We start from the raw sequence: 15,372 nt of genomic DNA, 5'->3' as shown, positions 1-15,372 counted from the left end.
GGCTTGAAAGCCGTCATACGATATTTTCCAGCCAACGAGGTGGGGGTGAGGCTCATGCCACGGGATCGGCTGACCGTCGCGGTGCTCATGTTCGACCGGGCGCCGATGTTCGAGACCAGCGTGCCCATCAGCGTTTTCGGCGCCGATCGCAGCGACATGGACGTGCCGCGCTTCGACGTGCGGGCCATCGCCGCCGAACCCGGCCCCCTCACCACGTCCGCCGGGATCCAGCTGCTTCCCCCGTACGGCCTGGACGCACTGCGGACGGCCGCCACGGTCATCGTGCCCAGCTGGCGCACTCCCACCGAGCGTCCGCCGGAGCCCGTGCTCGCCGCGCTGCGCGCCGCCCACGCCGATGGTGCCACCGTCGTCGGCCTGTGCCTCGGTGCGTTCGTGCTCGCGGCCGCCGGCCTGCTGGACGGCCGGCGGGCCGCCACCCACTGGATGTTCGCGCCCGCGCTCGCGACCGCCTATCCGGACGTGTGCGTGGACGCCTCCGTGCTCTTCGTCGACGAGGGCGACATCGTCACCTCGGCGGGGACCGCGGCCGGGATCGACGCCTGCCTGTACCTGGTGCGCCGCGAGTTCGGCGCCCAGATCGCGAACACGATCGCCCGCCGCATGGTGGTCCCTCCCCAGCGCAGCGGGGGGCAGGCCCAGTACATCGAGCGCCCTCTGCCGGCCCCCGAGGCCGACGACCCGATGAGCGATGTGCTGAGCTATGCCATACGTCACCTCGACGACCCCGGCCTCGGCGTCGACGCCCTGGCCGGCCGCGCACTCATGAGCCGCCGCAGCTTCGACCGTCGCTTCCGGGACCTCACGGGCAGCTCACCACTCCAGTGGCTGCTGACACAGCGGATCATGCATGCCCAGCGGCTCCTGGAGACGACCGACCTGAACATCGACGCCGTCGCCCGGCAGGCCGGCTTCACGGGTGGCGTCGCCCTACGCCCCCATTTCCGCCGTGTCGTCGGCGTCGCCCCCCAGACGTACCGCGACACCTTCCACGCCCGTGCCGGGTACGCCGTCCGATCGTGACGAGGTCGTTGGGGCGCCGGCCCGTAGCGTGAGCAGTGCGAGGGCGGGCAGACCGGCGAGGACGGTCATGAGGGCGGCCGCGGCGCCGAGATGTCCGTGCGCGAGCAAGGGCGTGACCACTGCGGCGCCGACAGGCGGAGTGGCCTGCATCAGGGTGCGCAGCATGCCGAAGGCCCGGCCGCGCAGCGGTGCCGGTATGCGTTCCATGCGGAGGGACTGCGCCCACACCGTCATGGGCACGCCGAACAGCCCGATGAGCAGGAACCCGGCGGCGACCGCGGCACGGTGCGGGACGGCGATGACCGCCAGGAACCCGAGCGCCGCGGTGATCTGGGCGACGGCGATCGCGCGTAGCCGGTTGAAGCCGGATCGCCCTGCGCCGGCGACGGCGCCGCCGAGCAGTTCGCCGACGGACAGGGCTCCGAGCAGGACCGAGAGTGTCCCGGGGCCACCGGGCAGGTGGCCCTTGGCCAGCCACGGGCCGACGACGAGGGTCAGCGCGCCTTCGGCGATGTTGAACGTCATGAACGCCAGCGTCGTGACGACCAGCACGGGGTCGCGTGCCAGCACCGAAACGCGCGGGCGGCGAGCCGTGGCGTCGCGGGGGGCTCCGTCGTCGGTGTGCCGCAGCGGACGGCGGACCGTCAGGGCGGCGGTCGCGAAGACCAGGAAGGAGGCCGCGTCCAGGGCGAGGACGTTCTCGGGTCCGATCGCGCCGATCAGAGTCCCGGCCAGCGTGTAGCCGATGATTCCCGAGACGGCGTAGCTGACCGACTCCAGCGCGTTGGCGGCGTCGAGGTCCGCCGGGCGGACGAGGTCGGGGATCGCGGCCGGGACGCCGGCCATGGGCACCATCTTCGACAGGCCGTACGTCGCGGCCACCGCGAAGGGCAGCCACGAGGGCAGCCGTCCCATGGCGGCCAGCAGGGGAACCGACGCCACCACGGTTCCCCGGATCACGCTGTCGGCGGCGAGTACCGCCCGCTTGTCGAATCGGTCCAGCAGGGCTCCGGCCGCAAGCCCTCCGACCAGCACGGGAGCGGTGTAACAGACGGCGAGGACGCCCAGCCGTCCCGTGCCGCCAGGCCGGTTCAGCACCAGCCACGTCAGCGCGATGAGGGTCATGGCGTCGCCGGCCGTCGACATCGAGGCTCCTAGCCAGAGCCGGCGGAAGTCGCGTCCCTTGAGGACGGTCGCGTAGGTGCGCACGTCGCGTTCCTTCACGCGCTCGGCGCCGGTGGCTCGCCGGGGACCGCCCACAGGTGCTGGACCGCGTACGACCGCCACGGTCGCCACCGACGGGCCGTCTCCCGGCCGGCCGTGGACGTGCGGGGGTGCCCGAGCCGGCTCAGCGCACGACGGATGCCGGGGTCGGCCGGCAGGAAGACATCCGGATCGCCCAGCGCGCGCATGCGGATGTAGCCGGCCGTCCAGGGACCGATGCCGGCGACGGTGAGAAGGCGCCTTCCGGCCTCCTCACGATCGGCGCCGGCGTCGAGGCGGATCGTGCCCGATGCGAGCCGACCGGCCAGTTCCACCAGCGTCCGGCCTCGCCGGTGCGGCAGGGCGAGGTCCCCCGGATCCGCTTCGGCGAGCACGTCCATCCGCGGAAAGCCATGGGTCACGGCGCCGACCGGCTCGGCCAGTGGTCGTCCGTACCGCGTCACCAGGCGTGCCGCGAAGGTTCGGGCGGCTTCAGCGCCGATCTGCCGGCCGAGTACCGCGCGAACCGCGAGCTCCGCCCCGTCGACGTGGCCGGGAACCCGCCGGCCGGGCGAGGCCGTGATCAGCGGCCCCAGCAGCGGATCCTCACCCAGCGCGCTGGTGATCTCTTGCGGGTCGGCGTCCAGGTCGAGCAGACGGCGGCACCGCTGCACGGCGGCGGGCAGGTCACGAAGATCCTCCAGCCGCAGTTCGCAGCACACGTGTCTCCCGTCGGCGTCGGTGCGCGACGTCACGACGGCGGACCCGTGCGGAAGGACGAGTGACCGTCGATAGAAGTCTTCGTCACCCTCTTCGATCCCCGGCACCGCCCGTTCGGCCAGGAAACCGAAGAGCGCCCCCGCGTCCAGCGGAGGGCGGTGGCTCAGGCGGACATTGATCGTGCCCGGCGTGGCGACCTTCCCCCGGCCTTCGGCGGCCCTGCGCAATCCGGTCGGGGGCATCCCGTAGACCTGCCGGACGGTGGTGTTGAACTGGCGAAGGCTGGAGAAGCCGGCGGCGAACGCGATCTCGCTGACCGGGAGTGCCGTCTCCTCCAGCAGAATGCGGGCCGTCTGCGCACGTTGCGCGCGTGCCAGTGCCTGGGGGCCCGCGCCCAGTTCGGCGACGAGCTGGCGATGCAGGTGGCGCTCGCTGTAGCCGAGACGGGCGGCCAGCCCCGCGACCCCTTCCCGGTCGACGATGCCGTCGGCGATCAGGAGCATCGCCCGGCCCGCCAGGTCGGCGCGCACGTTCCACTCGGGCGCCCCGGGGACCGCGTCCGGCCGGCAGCGCTTGCAGGTGCGGAAGCCGGCCTCCTGGGCCGCCGCCGATGACGGATAGAAGCGGACGTTCTCCGGTTTGGGCATCATCGCCGGGCAGCTCGGCCGGCAGTAGACGCCGGTCGTGACGACGGCCACGAAGATCCGGCCGTCGAACCGGCGATCTCGGCTCCGGAGCAGCGCGTATGCCTCCGCATGGTCGATCACGGCACCAACTCTGCCGAGAATCGCGCCGCCGTCGCCAGCGGCCATCGGACGTCGACTTCGGCCTGGCCGGAGGGGCGTCCTCTAGGACTTCCAGGCGGGCATCACGTCGAACGGGGTGGCGATCTTGTTCGGGTCGCGTTCGGCGAGGTCGCCGTGAACCTCGTCGACGAGGGCGGCGTCGATGCGGTCCAGGACGTCCTGGTCGAGCGTTCTGCCGGCGGCCGCGGCGTTCTCGCGGAGCTGGGCGGGGCGGGACGCTCCGATGACGGCGGCGGACACCCCCGGGTTCTGCAGCACCCAGGCGATGGCGAGCTGGGACAGGCTGAGGCCCAGCTCGTCGGCGATCGGACGCAGGCGCTGCACCGCGGCCAGCACCGGGTCGCCGAGGTAGCGGCCGACGAAGCGTGAGCCGCGGGACTGCGTGGCCCGGCTCTCGGCCGGCGGCCGCCCGCCGGACCGGTACTTACCGGTGAGCACGCCCTGCGCCACGGGCGAGAACACGATCTGGCCGATGCCGAGGCGGGTGCAGGTCGGCACGACCTCTTCCTCGATGACCCGCCACAGCAGGGAGTACTGCGGCTGGTTGGAGATCAGCGGCACCTTCAGCTCGGCCGCGTGGACGGCGGCCGCCTCGATCTGGGCGGGACTCCACTCGGACACCCCGAGGTAGAGGACCTTGCCCTGCCGGACCAGGTCCGCGAAGGCCGTCATGGTCTCTTCGAGGGGAGTGTTCTCGTCGTACCGGTGGGCCTGGTAGAGGTCGATGTAGTCGGTGCCGAGGTTGCGCAGGGAGGCGTTGCAGCTCTCGACGATGTGCTTGCGGGACAGGCCCCTGTCGTTGGGGCCGGGGCCGGTGGGCAGGCACACCTTGGTGAGGATCTCCACCGATGCCCGGCGTACGCCGGACAGGGCCGCGCCGAGCAGTCTCTCGGCGGAGCCGTAGTCGGGACTGCCGTAGATGTCGGCGGTGTCGAACGTCGTGATGCCCTCGTCCAGTGCCGCGGCCACGCACTCGCGTGCGAGGTCGGCGGCGTCGGGAGTGTGGGTGAGCCAGGTGCCGTAGGCGATCGCGCTGATGGTCAGGCCGCCGGTGCCGAGCCTGCGATATTCCATGCGCGGCACGCTAGCATAGACATCCAATGAGTGGATGTCTTGGAGTGTCATGCGCGCGGTGACCCGTACGTCATTGGTGGACCAGGCGATCGGCCGGCTGCGGGAGGCGATCGTCTCCGGCGAGTGGCCGGTGGGCGAACGCATCCCGTCCGAGCCGGAGCTGATCGACACGCTCGGCGTGGCCCGCAACACGATGCGCGAGGCGGTGCGCGCGCTCGCCCACAGCGGCATGCTCGAGGTACGGCATGGCGACGGCACCTACGTGCGCGCCCGGAGCGAGACCGAAGGCGTGCTGCGACGGCGGCTCCGGCTGGCCGACCTGCTGGAGGTGGTGACCGTACGCCGGGGGCTCGAGGTGGAGGCGGCGCGGCAGGCCGCCGAACGGCACACCCCGGACGACCTGGCGCGGCTGACCACACTGTCGCGCAGCCCCGATCGAGGAAGCCTCGATCACCGGGTCACCCGCGCGGTCGACTTTCACAACGCCCTCGTGGACGCCTCGCACAACCGGCTGCTCATCGAGCTGTACCAGGCGATCATCGGCGCGGTCGCGCTCGGCATCCGCCAGGCCACCGCCGATCCGGAGCTGTCGGACGTGGGCACCCGGGAGCACGAGGAGCTCCTCGCCGCGATCGCCGACCGCGACGCCGACCGGGCCGCGCAGGCGGCCGCCCGCCACCTGGATCCTTTGGTCGCCCAGGTGCGGGCCCGCCTGTAACGCGCCGGCCGTCAGATGGCCTTCTGGGGGGTCGCCACGGGATCTCGGCCGAACTCCACGCTGTGGGCCTCCTTGCCGAAGGCGGTCAGCAGGACGACGGCCAGGAGCGTCGGCGCCACCACCACCGCGAACGCGAACGAATAGCTGTGGGAGTCGGCGAGGTGCTCCTGGAGCGGCAGGTTGAGCGCGGCGAGGAGGTTGCCGAGCTGGTACGTCACGCCCGGGTAGAAGCCGCGGATGGCGTCCGGTGACATCTCCGTCAGGTGCGCCGGGATCACGCCCCACGCGCCCTGCACGAAGAACTGCATTAGGAACGAGCTGATCAGCAGGAACGCCGTCGTCTTGGAGTAGGCGAACAGCGGCAGCGCGACCAGGGCCAGGATGGCGGACCCGACGATCGCGCGTCGCCGGCCGAAGCGCTGGGAGAGCGCGCCGACCAGCATGCCGCCGATGATGGCCCCGACGTTGTAGACCACGGCGACCCCGACCGCGTAGTGCGGCGAGTGATCGAGCCCCTTCTTCAGGAAGGTCGGGTAGACGTCCTGCGTGCCGTGGCTCATGAAGTTGAACGCCGTCATGAGCAGCACGAGGTAGACGAACCGGATCAGCACCTTGCGGTCGAAGAACACCCGGCGCAGCGGCGTGCGGGTGACCTGGAGGCGTTCGTTGGTGCGTTCCCAGGCCTCCGACTCGCCCACCCGGTAGCGGATGTAGAGCGCGATCAGGCCCGGTATGGCGCCGAACATGAACAGGCCGCGCCAGCCGAACAGCGGCGTGATCACGAAGTACGCGACGGCGGCGACCAGGTAACCGAGGGAGTAGCCGACCTGGAGCAGCCCGGAGAAGAAGCCGCGCTTGGCGACCGGGATCTTCTCCATCGCCAGGGACGCGCCGAGCCCCCACTCGCCGCCCATGCCCAGGCCGTACAGGAAGCGCAGCACCAGCAGCATGGTGAGCGAGGTCGAGAACCCGGAGATGAACTCGACGGCGGAGTAGAACAGCACGTCGACCATCAGCGGCACGCGCCGGCCGGCCTTGTCCGCCCAGACGCCGAACAGGTACGCGCCCACCGGCCGGGCGATCAGGGTCAGCGTCGTGGCGACGGTGACCTTCTCGGGGGAGGTGTCGAAGTCCTTCGCGACCTCGGTGATGACGAAGATGAGCAGGAAGTAGTCGAAGGCGTCCATCGTCCAGCCCAGCAGGGCGGCGAGGAATGCGTTCCGTTGGTCGCGGTCGAGGCCGGAGGCCTGGTCGCGGATGTCACTGAGCAGGGGGAGGCTCATGTCGATCCTTCGTCCGATCCGTCGCTCCCAGTGATCCACCAGATTAGACCGGCAGTCAAGATCTTCCTATCGGCGCGGTTCGGGCGTTGGTCAGTGACGCACGCGCCGCGCCCGACCCGGCTCGCCCCGGACGAACACCCCGACGCCGTTGGCGACGGCCCGTTCCGCACCGGCGGAGGGGGCGTTCCGTACGGACACGGCGGGCTCTCCGGGCGTCCGGAGCACGAGGGTGGACGAGCCTCCTCCGTCGAGGTCCATCGCGTCATGCGCGCCCGCGCGCCGGAGCAGCCGGGCCAGGTCCGCGAGCGTCGCCCCACGGCCGGCGGGGGAGCGGCCGTCCACGACGACGAGGTACAGGTGCCGGCCGTTCGCGCTCACGCCGGCGGCCGTACGGGCGGCGCTGGTGACGGCGTCCAGGCCCGGCAGTGGCGCGCCGCCGCGCAGGATCGCGAAGCCGCCCACCGCGAACCGCAGGCGCGCCGGCCCGGTCAGGCCGTACGTGACGCTCACGTGGTCGCCCGGCCGCAGGCGCCGCAGCACGTCCGCCCCGGCCTCCCGCCCGGCCAGCACGGTCGTGCCCGGCGGGATCGTCCCTCCGCCGACCGTGGCGGTGGTCCGCGTCACCACCCCTCGCCGCACGGTCACCTCGGCGGTGTCGGTGCTGCAGGCGGCACGGCGTACGGTGTCGGTGCCGCAGACCGCGCGCCGCCGCGACGCCGGGCCCCAGTGGCTCGTGAACAGGCCGACGCCGCCGACCGGCAGGGCGTACTGGTTGAGGCCGCGCAGCGGGATGCTCAGCCGCCCGTCGCGAGCGCGCCGTGCGGCGTGCCGCCGCCTCGGGCGCCGTACGCGCAGTGCCGAATCGTCGGCGTCATCCGCGTCGTCGTCCAGGTCGTCATCCAGATCGTCCTCGGGCGGTTCGGGCCCTTTCGGAGGCCCGGCCACCGGAGGCGCCGCCGGGGGCGCGAGCGGTCCCCGTACGGTGACGGTGCCGTCCAGGCGCAGCGTCGTCATCCGCCCGACGCGGTCGGCGCCGACGCCGATGACCTCCTCGGTCGTCGCGCCGAACGGGCGGCGCGGCCCGAACCGCTGCCCCTCGGGCACGGCCGCCTTCAGCGCCCGCCCGTCCGCCATCTCCGGACCGACGGCCGCCCCGGTCGCCGACACTCCGCGATGCCGCTCTCTGATGTTGAAGAAGTCCCCGTTGACCCCGGCCACCGCGTGCTGCGCGTCGGCCATCCGCGAGACGGGCTTCCGCGCCGCCACCACCGGCGGGTGCAGCAGCCCGACGGTGACCCGCGGCTCGCGCAGTCGATGTCGAGCAGGTACCCGCGGATCGGACCCTTCGCCCCGGCGGCCGTGAAGGCGCGGAACACCACGCCCGGCCACACCCGCGAGGTCGCGGTGAAGTGCAGCGGGCGCGCCCCGGCCGACGCGGCCGGCGACGCGGTGCCCGCGGCGACCGTCGCGAGCAGCAGGGACAGCGTCCGTCTCGGCACCGGCCAACGCCTTTCACTCGGAGTTCACGCAGCTCGGCTTTCCATCGGCGCCGGTCATCCTTCAGGGATCAGCGCCGTGGATCCAGCCGCGCGGGGGCGTGTCCCGGTTCCGGATCGGGCCTGGTGCGGTGGGGCGGACGACGATTTCCCCCACATCGGCACGGGCCGGTCGCCGCGAAGGCGAGAACTCCCGATCGCGGTTACGGCCGTGGCCGCGCTCAGCCGGAGAACGGGGCTGAGCGCGGCCACGGCCGGGGGCGTTCAGCCGGAGGAGCCCAGCTCCTCGGCCAGGGCCTCCTCTTCGGCCCGTTCCTCGGGGTTACGGCTCAGCTCGGCCTCCTGGGCGCGTTCGGCCTCGCCCAGCAGCCGGTGGCCGGTGGCCAGCACGACGATGCCGAGCGCGATGGCGGCCGAGCCCACGTAGAAGGGCACGTGCACGTTCGAGTGCTCGGCGATCTTCCCGGCCACGAAGGGGGCGAGGCCGCCGCCGATGAAGCGGACGAACCCGTACGCCGCGGACGCCACCGGCCGCTCCACCGGAGCGACGGTCATGACGGCCTGCGTGGTGATGGTGTTGTTCACGCCGATGAAGATCCCGGCGATGATCACGGCGATGATCAGGACCGTCTTGGAGGTGGTGAAGATCGCGATGATCAGCACGTCGATGGCGAACAGTGCGAGGTTCGCGTACAGCGCCTTCGCGATGCCGAGGCGGGCCTGCAGCCGCGGCGCACCGAAGATCGCGAAGATCGCGACGAACACGCCCCAGCCGGTGAAGACGTAGCCGAGCTCGTGGGCGCCCAGGTCCATCGGGAACGGCGCGTACCCCAGCACCGTGAAGAAGCCCCAGTTGTAGCAGAGGGCGGTCAGGGCCATCGTGAGCAGGCCGCGGTGCCGCAGCGCCTTGATCGGGTCGGCGATCGAGGTCCGGTGGGCGGGCCGGGGCGTGGGCTGCACCAGGACGATCGTGGCGATGAGCGCGATCGCCATCAGAACCGTCACGCCGAAGAACGGCCCACGCCAGGTGATGGCGCCCAGCTCGCCCCCGAGCAGCGGGCCGATCGCGATGCCGATCCCGAGCGCGGTCTCGTACAGGATGATCGCTCCGGCGAACCCGCCGCTGGCCGAGCCGACGATCACCGCCAGGGACGTGGCGATGAACAGCGCGTTGCCCAGCCCCCACCCGGCGCGGAAGCCGACGATGCCCGAGATCGAGTCCGCCGACCCGGCCAGTGCGCTGAACAGCACGATCAGGACGAGGCCGGCGACGAGCGTCCGCTTCGCGCCGATGCGGCTGGAGACGAAGCCGGTCACGAGCATCGCGACGGCCGTCACGACCAGGTAGCTGGTGAACAGCAGCTCCACCTGGCTGGGGCTGGCGTGCAGCTTGGTCGACAGCGCGGGCAGGATCGGGTCCACCAGCCCGATGCCCATGAAGGAGATGACGCAGGCGAACGCCACGGCCCATACGGCGCGCGGCTGCCGGAACGGATTGGTCTGGGGGGCGTGCGAACTGCTGGAATGGCTCAACGGTCCCGTCCTGGGGTGAGGGGTTCGGCCGGGTTCGTGCGGCTTTCGGGTTGTTCTGTGGTCGGTTGTGCGGCCGATTCTGTGGGTGTGGCAACGGGGCGCCGCTCGGCGAGCTTGCGGATGACCGGGAGGGCCGCGGCCACGGCGGCGCCGAGCGCCGCCTCCTCCTCGGGCGGCAGGGTGGCGAGCACCTCGGCCAGCTCCGCGGCCCGCGCGCGCCGGCGGTCGGCGAGCAGACGTCGTCCGGCGTCGGTGATGTTCACCCACACCAGCCGCCGGTCGCCGGGGTCGCGGTTGCGCTCGACGAGCCCCTGCCGCTCCAGACGCTGTACGAGCTGCGTCATCGAGGGCTGGGCGACACTCTCCTCGACGGCGAGCGAGGTGAGGCGGCGGGGGCCGTCCTGCTCGAGACGGGAGAGCGTCGAGGCGGTCGTGAAGCTGATGTCCCGCGGCGCACCGTTACGGCGGAGCGCGAACCGGGTGAGCTCGTCCAGCCCCGCCGCCACGGAAGCCCGCACGGCGGAGGGCGACATATCAGACCTATCCGACTCCGCACACATAGCGCGAAATATAGCACGCCTATATAGGTATCCTATGAGTGTGGGAGTGGTCCAGGTCCGGAGCGGGACGCCTCAGGTGTGGAGTGGACCGTTTCGACGCTCGCCGGGATGCCGCGTCCGGGACCGGAGCGGGTCGGTCAGATAGGGACGCGGGCCGTGTCGGCGCCCGCCGGGGGGCCGCGTCCGGGCCCGGACGGCGCCCGGGCCCGGAACGGGTCGCGTCAGGTATGGGCGACCGCGCTGCTGACGCGGTTGGGGCCGTCGTACTCGCCGTCCGGAAGCCGGGTCAGCTCATCCAGGACGTCCTTCGGCGCCCCCTTCTCCTTCGCGTGTTCCACGAGCTGTTCCTTCGTCGCCGGATAGCTCATGCCGGCCAGGTATTTCTGCACGTCGATGAAGTCCTGAGCCATGACGGACCCTCCTTTCTCGCGGACGAGGTAGGCCCTACCCGATGCGGCACGCCGGAACACGACCGGGCCCCGTCGCGGGGCGGTCGGCGTTCCGCAGGGGTTCGGATCGCACCGGTGCGAGGGCGCGATGCGGCTCGGCCGGGAGCTCGACCCTGATCGGGTCGCCGGGCCGGACCGTGCCGGTCGGCAGCGTGAGCAGGTCCAGGCCGCGGGTGGTGACGTTCTCCCCGAGCCGGCCGGGTTCGACCGTCTCCCGGCGGCACGCGTGTGAATCAGGTCTACGCGCGCGGCGTCGCGCCGCCCTCCGTGCGCGATGTGATCACATGACGGGCCGTCCCCGGAGATGTGCGCGGTCATTGCGCGGTTATGAGCATTTGTGCTATCAAACCATCAGATCTGATCACAGCCGCCTCTACGCGCGGCTCAGAACGGAGTGACCGTGACGACGCACGTCGAGACAGAGATCGCGGACCAGCCGGCCTGCTGGCAACGGGCCGTGGAGCTCGCCGCCACGCCCCTGCCCGGGCTGCCCGAGCCCGGAGAGCGTGTCGCCGTGGTCGGCTGCGGCACCTCGTGGTTCGTCGCGCAGGCGTACGCCGCCCTGCGCGAGGGCGCGGGCCAGGGCGAGACCGACGCGTTCGCGGCGTCGGAGACGCCGGCGGGCCGGCGGTACGACCGGGTCGTGGCGCTGAGCCGGTCCGGCACCACCACCGAGATCCTCGAGCTGCTGGGCGACCTGAGGGGCACGGTGCGCACCACCGCGGTCACCGGTGACCCCGCCACGCCAGTCATGACCGCCGCCGACGACGTGGTCGTCCTCGACTTCGCCGACGAGCGGTCGGTCGTGCAGACGCGGTTCGCCACCACCACGCTCGCGCTGCTGCGCGCCCACCTCGGGCTCGACGTCGCACCGGCGGTCGCGGACGCGCGCCGGGCCGTCGCCGAGGCCCTGCCGCCGGGTGTCACCGACCGTACCCAGTTCACCTTCCTGGGCGCGGGCTGGACCGTCGGCCTGGCCGCCGAGGCCGCACTGAAGATGCGGGAGGCATCGCTGAGCTGGGCGGAGTCCTACCCGGCCAAGGAGTACCGGCACGGCCCGATCGCGATCACCGACGAGCGTTCGGCGGTCTGGATGTTCGGCCCGGCTCCGGAGGGCCTGGAGGAGCAGGTGCGGGAGACCGGCGGCCTGTGGGTCCAGCCGGACCTCGACCCCGCCGCGTCGCTCATCCTGGCGCAGCGCCTGGCCGTGACTCTGGCGGCCGCACGCGGGCTGGACCCCGACACCCCGCGCCACCTGACCCGTTCGGTCATCCTGCGTCCGGCTGCCGGCTGAGGAGCGCGCATGCCACTCGTTCCCACCGCGACCGTCGTCGGCGCCGCGCGCGCCGCCGGACGGGGCGCCGCCGCGTTCAACGTCATCCAGATCGAGCACGCCCAGGCGATCGTGGCCGGCGCCGAGCGCGCGGGCGCCCCGGTGATCCTGCAGCTCAGCCAGAACGCCGTGCGCTACCACGGCGCGCTCCGGCCGATCGCCGCGGCGGCGCGCGCCGCCGCCGAACTCGCGGCGACCCCGGTCGCCCTCCACCTCGACCACGCAACCGAACGCTCCCTGGTGGAGGAGGCGGTCGAGCTCGGCTTCGGATCGGTGATGTACGACGCCTCGGCGTTGCCGTACGAGGAGAACGTCGCCGCCACCGCCGACGTGGCGCGAGCCTGCCACGGCCACGACGTCTGGGTGGAGGCGGAGCTCGGGGAGATCGGCGGCAAGGACGGCGTGCACGCGCCCGGCGCGCGTACCGATCCCGGCGAGGCGGCCGCGTACGTGGGCGCCACGGGCGTCGACGGCCTGGCCGTGGCGGTGGGCACCTCGCACGCGATGCTCACCCGCGACGCCGCGCTGGACTTCGCTCTGATCACCGCGCTGCGCGAGGCCGTGCCGGTGCCCCTGGTGCTGCACGGCTCCTCCGGCGTGGCCGACGCCGACCTGACGGCCGCCGTCGCGGCCGGCATGACCAAGATCAATATCGCCACGCAGCTCAACAAGGTGTTCACCGGCGCCGCGCGCGAGCGCCTCGCCGCCGACCCCGCCCTGGTCGACACCCGCAAGTACCTCGGCCCGGCGCGGGACGCCACCGCCGCCGAGGTGGCCCGCCTGCTCGGCGTGCTGCGCTCCACTCCTCCCACGGAAGGCTCCCTGACATGAGTGAGCGGAGCGAGCGCATCGAAAACACAGTGTCCCAGGCCACTCACCCGACGAAGGAGGACTCCGTGACTGAACCGTTCCGCGTCGTTTTCGTCGGCGCCGGCTCGGTCGTCTTCACCCGGCAGCTGCTGCGCGACATCTTCTCCTTCCCCGAGCTGGCGAACGTCCGGATCGCCCTGCACGACGTCGACCCGCAGCGGCTCTCGGTGGCCGAGGCGCTGGCGCACCGTACGGCGTCACGCCACGGCGCGAAGCCGGAGATCGTCGCGAGCACCGACCGCCGGGCCGCCCTGGAGGGCGCGCAGGCCGTGGTGAACATGGTCGCCATCGGCGGTCACGCCGCGACCGTGACCGACTTCGAGGTGCCCGCGCGGTTCGGGCTCCGGCAGACCATCGGCGACACGCTCGGCATCGGCGGCATCTTCCGCGCGCTGCGCACGTTCCCGTTCCTGGAGGCGCTGGCCGCCGACATGGCCGCCGTGTGCCCGGACGCATGGCTGCTCAACTACACGAACCCGATGGCCATGAATCTGCAGTACCTCGCGGCCGTCGCCCCCGGCCTGAAGGCCGCCGGGCTCTGCCACTCGGTCTACTGGACCGTACGCGACCTGTGCGGGCTCGTCGGCGTTCCGTACGAGGAGGTCGACGTCGTCTCGGCCGGCGTCAACCACCAGGCGTGGATCCTGCGCTGGGAGCACCGGGGACGCGACCTGTACCCGGCGCTGGACGCGGCGATCGCCGCCGACCCGCAACTGCTCCGCCGCGTACGAGTCGACATGTACCGGCGCCTCGGCCGCTACCCGACCGAGACCAGCGAGCACTCCTCGGAGTACGTGCCGTGGTACCTGCGCGACGCGACCGAGATCGAGCGGCTGCGCATCCCGGTCGACGACTATGTCGGGATCAGCGCGGCCAACCTCGCCGAGTACGAGTCCGTACGCGACGCGCTCGCGGCCGGTCGCGAGCCGGAGCCGGGCGAGGAGGAGGACGCCGCCGAGTACGCGCCCCAGGTGATCCACAGCCTCGCCACCGGTACCCTGCGCACCATCCAGGTCACGACGCCCAACACCGGGCTCATCACCAACCTGCCGGCCGGGGCCGGCGTCGAGGTGCCGGCGACGCTGGACCGTCTCGGCGTCCACCCCCACCACGTGGGGGCGCTGCCGCCGCAGCTCGCCGCGCTGAACCGGAGCTTCCTGAACGTGGTCGACCTGACGGTCGCCGCCGCGGTCGAGGGAGACCCGCGGCACATCCGGCACGCCGCCATGGCCGACCCCGCCACCGCCGCGGCGCTGAACGTCGAGGAGATCTGGTCGCTCTGCGACGCCATGGCCGAGGCGCACGGCGACGCCCTGCCGCCCGCGCTGCGCGGATCGCTCCGGCCGTGATCGACCTCCTCGTCGTCGGCGACGCCAACCCCGACGTACTGATCTCGGGCGCGCCCGAGACGCCGCCCGCGGGCCAGGCCGAGACGCTGGTGGACAGCGGCACGCTGGCCCTCGGCGGATCGGCCGCGATCGTGGCCTGCGGCGCGGCGCGCCTCGGCCTGTCCACCGCGCTCGCGGCCACGGTCGGCCGCGACGCCGCCGGCGACTTCGTCCTCGACACGCTGCGCGCCGCCGGCGTGGACATCGGCGCCTGCGTACGGCACGAGAGCCTGCCGACCGCGCTGACCGTGTGCCTCAACCGGGCCGACGGCGACCGGGCGATCCTGACCGCCCCCGGCTGCCTGCCCGCGTTCGACGCGTCGCAGGTGCCGGAGGTGAGCGCACGCCACGTGCACGCGGCGTCGTACTTCCTCCAGCCGAGGCTGGCCGCCGGGCTGCCGGGCCTGCTGGCGCGCTTTCGGCGCGCGGGCGCGTCGACGTCGCTGGACACCAACGACGACCCGGCGGGGGAGTGGCGTCTCGCTCCCGGCCTCCTGGCCGCCTGCGACTTCCTCCTGCCGAACGAGGCCGAGGCGCTCGCCCTGGCCGGGACGCTGACGGGTGAACCGGTGAGCACCCTGCCGGCGGCCCTGACGGCGCTCGCGGGAGCCGGCCCGGTGCCCGTGGTGAAACGGGGCGCAGAGGGAGCCGTGGCCCGGTACCAGGGCGCCGACGTGAGCGCACGTGGTCCGCGCGTCACCCCGGTCGACACGGTCGGCGCCGGCGACGGCTTCGACGCGGGCTTCCTGGCAGGCTGGCTGGGGAAGCGGGACATCGCGGAGGCCTTGGCCTGGGGTTGCGCGTGCGGAGCACTGTCGACCCGCGCCGCCGGAGGCACCGCCGCCCAGCCGACCGCCGCCGAAGCGCAGGCCGCCGCGGGGGGTTAGGTACACCCCAC

14 protein-coding genes are annotated in these 15,372 nt (G+C 72.7%); 6 read left to right on the top strand and 8 right to left on the bottom strand.

Translation table 11 applies throughout. The annotated features are described in order from the left end of the window. The first annotated feature begins 54 nt into the window (after positions 1-54). Positions 55-1,041, top strand: coding sequence for a helix-turn-helix domain-containing protein (locus OG417_RS38540; protein WP_329239831.1), 987 nt, complete (start codon positions 55-57; stop codon positions 1,039-1,041). Here OG417_RS38540 and OG417_RS38535 read toward each other — a convergent pair. The 3 genes from OG417_RS38535 to OG417_RS38525 all read right to left on the bottom strand — a co-directional run bounded on the left by OG417_RS38535 (position 949) and on the right by OG417_RS38525 (position 4,844). After that, complete coding sequence (locus OG417_RS38535) at positions 949-2,250, bottom strand: MFS transporter (RefSeq protein WP_329239830.1); 1,302 nt, start codon at positions 2,248-2,250, stop codon at positions 949-951. The two genes, OG417_RS38540 and OG417_RS38535, sit on opposite strands and share 93 nt — an antisense overlap. An 11-nt stretch (positions 2,251-2,261) precedes the next feature. After that, entirely contained in the window at positions 2,262-3,731 is a 1,470-nt protein-coding gene (locus OG417_RS38530; protein WP_329239829.1) for an AlkA N-terminal domain-containing protein, read from the bottom strand. 81 nt (positions 3,732-3,812) lie between these two features. After that, positions 3,813-4,844 carry an aldo/keto reductase family protein gene (locus tag OG417_RS38525; RefSeq protein ID WP_329239828.1) on the bottom strand — a complete coding sequence of 344 codons (1,032 nt, stop codon included), beginning with the start codon at positions 4,842-4,844 and terminating at the stop codon, positions 3,813-3,815. Positions 4,845-4,878: 34 nt separating this feature from the next. Here OG417_RS38525 and OG417_RS38520 point away from each other — a divergent pair, with 34 nt between their 5' ends. Next, positions 4,879-5,562 carry a FadR/GntR family transcriptional regulator gene (locus OG417_RS38520; protein WP_329239827.1) on the top strand — a complete coding sequence of 228 codons (684 nt, stop codon included), beginning with the start codon at positions 4,879-4,881 and terminating at the stop codon, positions 5,560-5,562. An 11-nt stretch (positions 5,563-5,573) separates the two neighbouring features. On the opposite strand, the gene OG417_RS38515 is transcribed toward OG417_RS38520, so the two are convergent. From OG417_RS38515 to OG417_RS38495, 5 genes are all read right to left on the bottom strand, one after another. Further along, positions 5,574-6,845: an MFS transporter gene (locus OG417_RS38515; RefSeq protein WP_329239825.1), complete on the bottom strand. Its 1,272-nt coding sequence runs from the start codon at positions 6,843-6,845 to the stop codon at positions 5,574-5,576. Positions 6,846-6,935: 90 nt separating this feature from the next. Further along, entirely contained in the window at positions 6,936-8,084 is a 1,149-nt protein-coding gene (locus OG417_RS38510) for a phosphodiester glycosidase family protein (RefSeq protein WP_329239823.1), read from the bottom strand. 521 nt (positions 8,085-8,605) lie between these two features. Then, the gene (locus OG417_RS38505; protein ID WP_329239821.1) at positions 8,606-9,874 is read right to left on the bottom strand and encodes an MFS transporter; all 1,269 of its coding nucleotides are present in this window, start codon (positions 9,872-9,874) and stop codon (positions 8,606-8,608) included. Continuing rightward, positions 9,871-10,392, bottom strand: a complete 522-nt coding sequence (locus tag OG417_RS38500; RefSeq protein WP_329239819.1) for a MarR family winged helix-turn-helix transcriptional regulator — start codon at positions 10,390-10,392, stop codon at positions 9,871-9,873. Before OG417_RS38500 ends, OG417_RS38505 begins: the two co-directional genes overlap by 4 nt. Positions 10,393-10,655: 263 nt before the next feature. Then, positions 10,656-10,844, bottom strand: coding sequence for a DUF2795 domain-containing protein (locus OG417_RS38495; protein WP_329239817.1), 189 nt, complete (start codon positions 10,842-10,844; stop codon positions 10,656-10,658). A 439-nt stretch (positions 10,845-11,283) separates the two neighbouring features. Here OG417_RS38495 and OG417_RS38490 point away from each other — a divergent pair, with 439 nt between their 5' ends. The 4 genes from OG417_RS38490 to OG417_RS38475 all read left to right on the top strand — a co-directional run bounded on the left by OG417_RS38490 (position 11,284) and on the right by OG417_RS38475 (position 15,361). Next, positions 11,284-12,177, top strand: a complete 894-nt coding sequence (locus OG417_RS38490; protein ID WP_329239815.1) for an SIS domain-containing protein — start codon at positions 11,284-11,286, stop codon at positions 12,175-12,177. A 9-nt stretch (positions 12,178-12,186) separates the two neighbouring features. After that, on the top strand, positions 12,187-13,047 hold the full coding sequence (locus OG417_RS38485) for a class II fructose-bisphosphate aldolase (protein ID WP_329239814.1): 861 nt from the start codon (positions 12,187-12,189) through the stop codon (positions 13,045-13,047). 65 nt (positions 13,048-13,112) lie between these two features. Beyond that, positions 13,113-14,435 (top strand): alpha-glucosidase/alpha-galactosidase, encoded by a 1,323-nt coding sequence (locus OG417_RS38480; protein ID WP_329239811.1) that lies wholly within the window; start codon positions 13,113-13,115, stop codon positions 14,433-14,435. Further along, positions 14,432-15,361 (top strand): carbohydrate kinase family protein, encoded by a 930-nt coding sequence (locus tag OG417_RS38475; protein ID WP_329239810.1) that lies wholly within the window; start codon positions 14,432-14,434, stop codon positions 15,359-15,361. The genes OG417_RS38480 and OG417_RS38475 overlap by 4 nt, the downstream gene beginning before the upstream one ends. Positions 15,362-15,372: the final 11 nt, after the last annotated feature.

The sequence above is a fragment of the Actinoallomurus sp. NBC_01490 genome, assembly GCF_036227085.1.
Taxonomy (GTDB): Bacteria; Actinomycetota; Actinomycetes; order Streptosporangiales; family Streptosporangiaceae; genus Actinoallomurus; species Actinoallomurus oryzae.
The sequence above is the reverse complement of the archived record's forward strand: the minus strand, read 5'-3'. Positions and strand labels throughout refer to the sequence as shown.

Excerpts from the sequence above, each read along its gene's own strand:
- OG417_RS38540 (WP_329239831.1), top strand. The coding sequence starts at position 55 with ATGCCACGGGATCGGCTGACCGTCGCGGTGCTCATGTTCGACCGGGCG.
- OG417_RS38525 (WP_329239828.1), bottom strand. The coding sequence starts at position 4,844 with ATGGAATATCGCAGGCTCGGCACCGGCGGCCTGACCATCAGCGCGATC.
- OG417_RS38520 (WP_329239827.1), top strand. The coding sequence starts at position 4,879 with ATGTCTTGGAGTGTCATGCGCGCGGTGACCCGTACGTCATTGGTGGAC.
- OG417_RS38515 (WP_329239825.1), bottom strand. The coding sequence starts at position 6,845 with ATGAGCCTCCCCCTGCTCAGTGACATCCGCGACCAGGCCTCCGGCCTC.
- OG417_RS38510 (WP_329239823.1), bottom strand. The coding sequence starts at position 8,084 with ATGGCCGACGCGCAGCACGCGGTGGCCGGGGTCAACGGGGACTTCTTC.
- OG417_RS38495 (WP_329239817.1), bottom strand. The coding sequence starts at position 10,844 with ATGGCTCAGGACTTCATCGACGTGCAGAAATACCTGGCCGGCATGAGC.
- OG417_RS38485 (WP_329239814.1), top strand. The coding sequence starts at position 12,187 with ATGCCACTCGTTCCCACCGCGACCGTCGTCGGCGCCGCGCGCGCCGCC.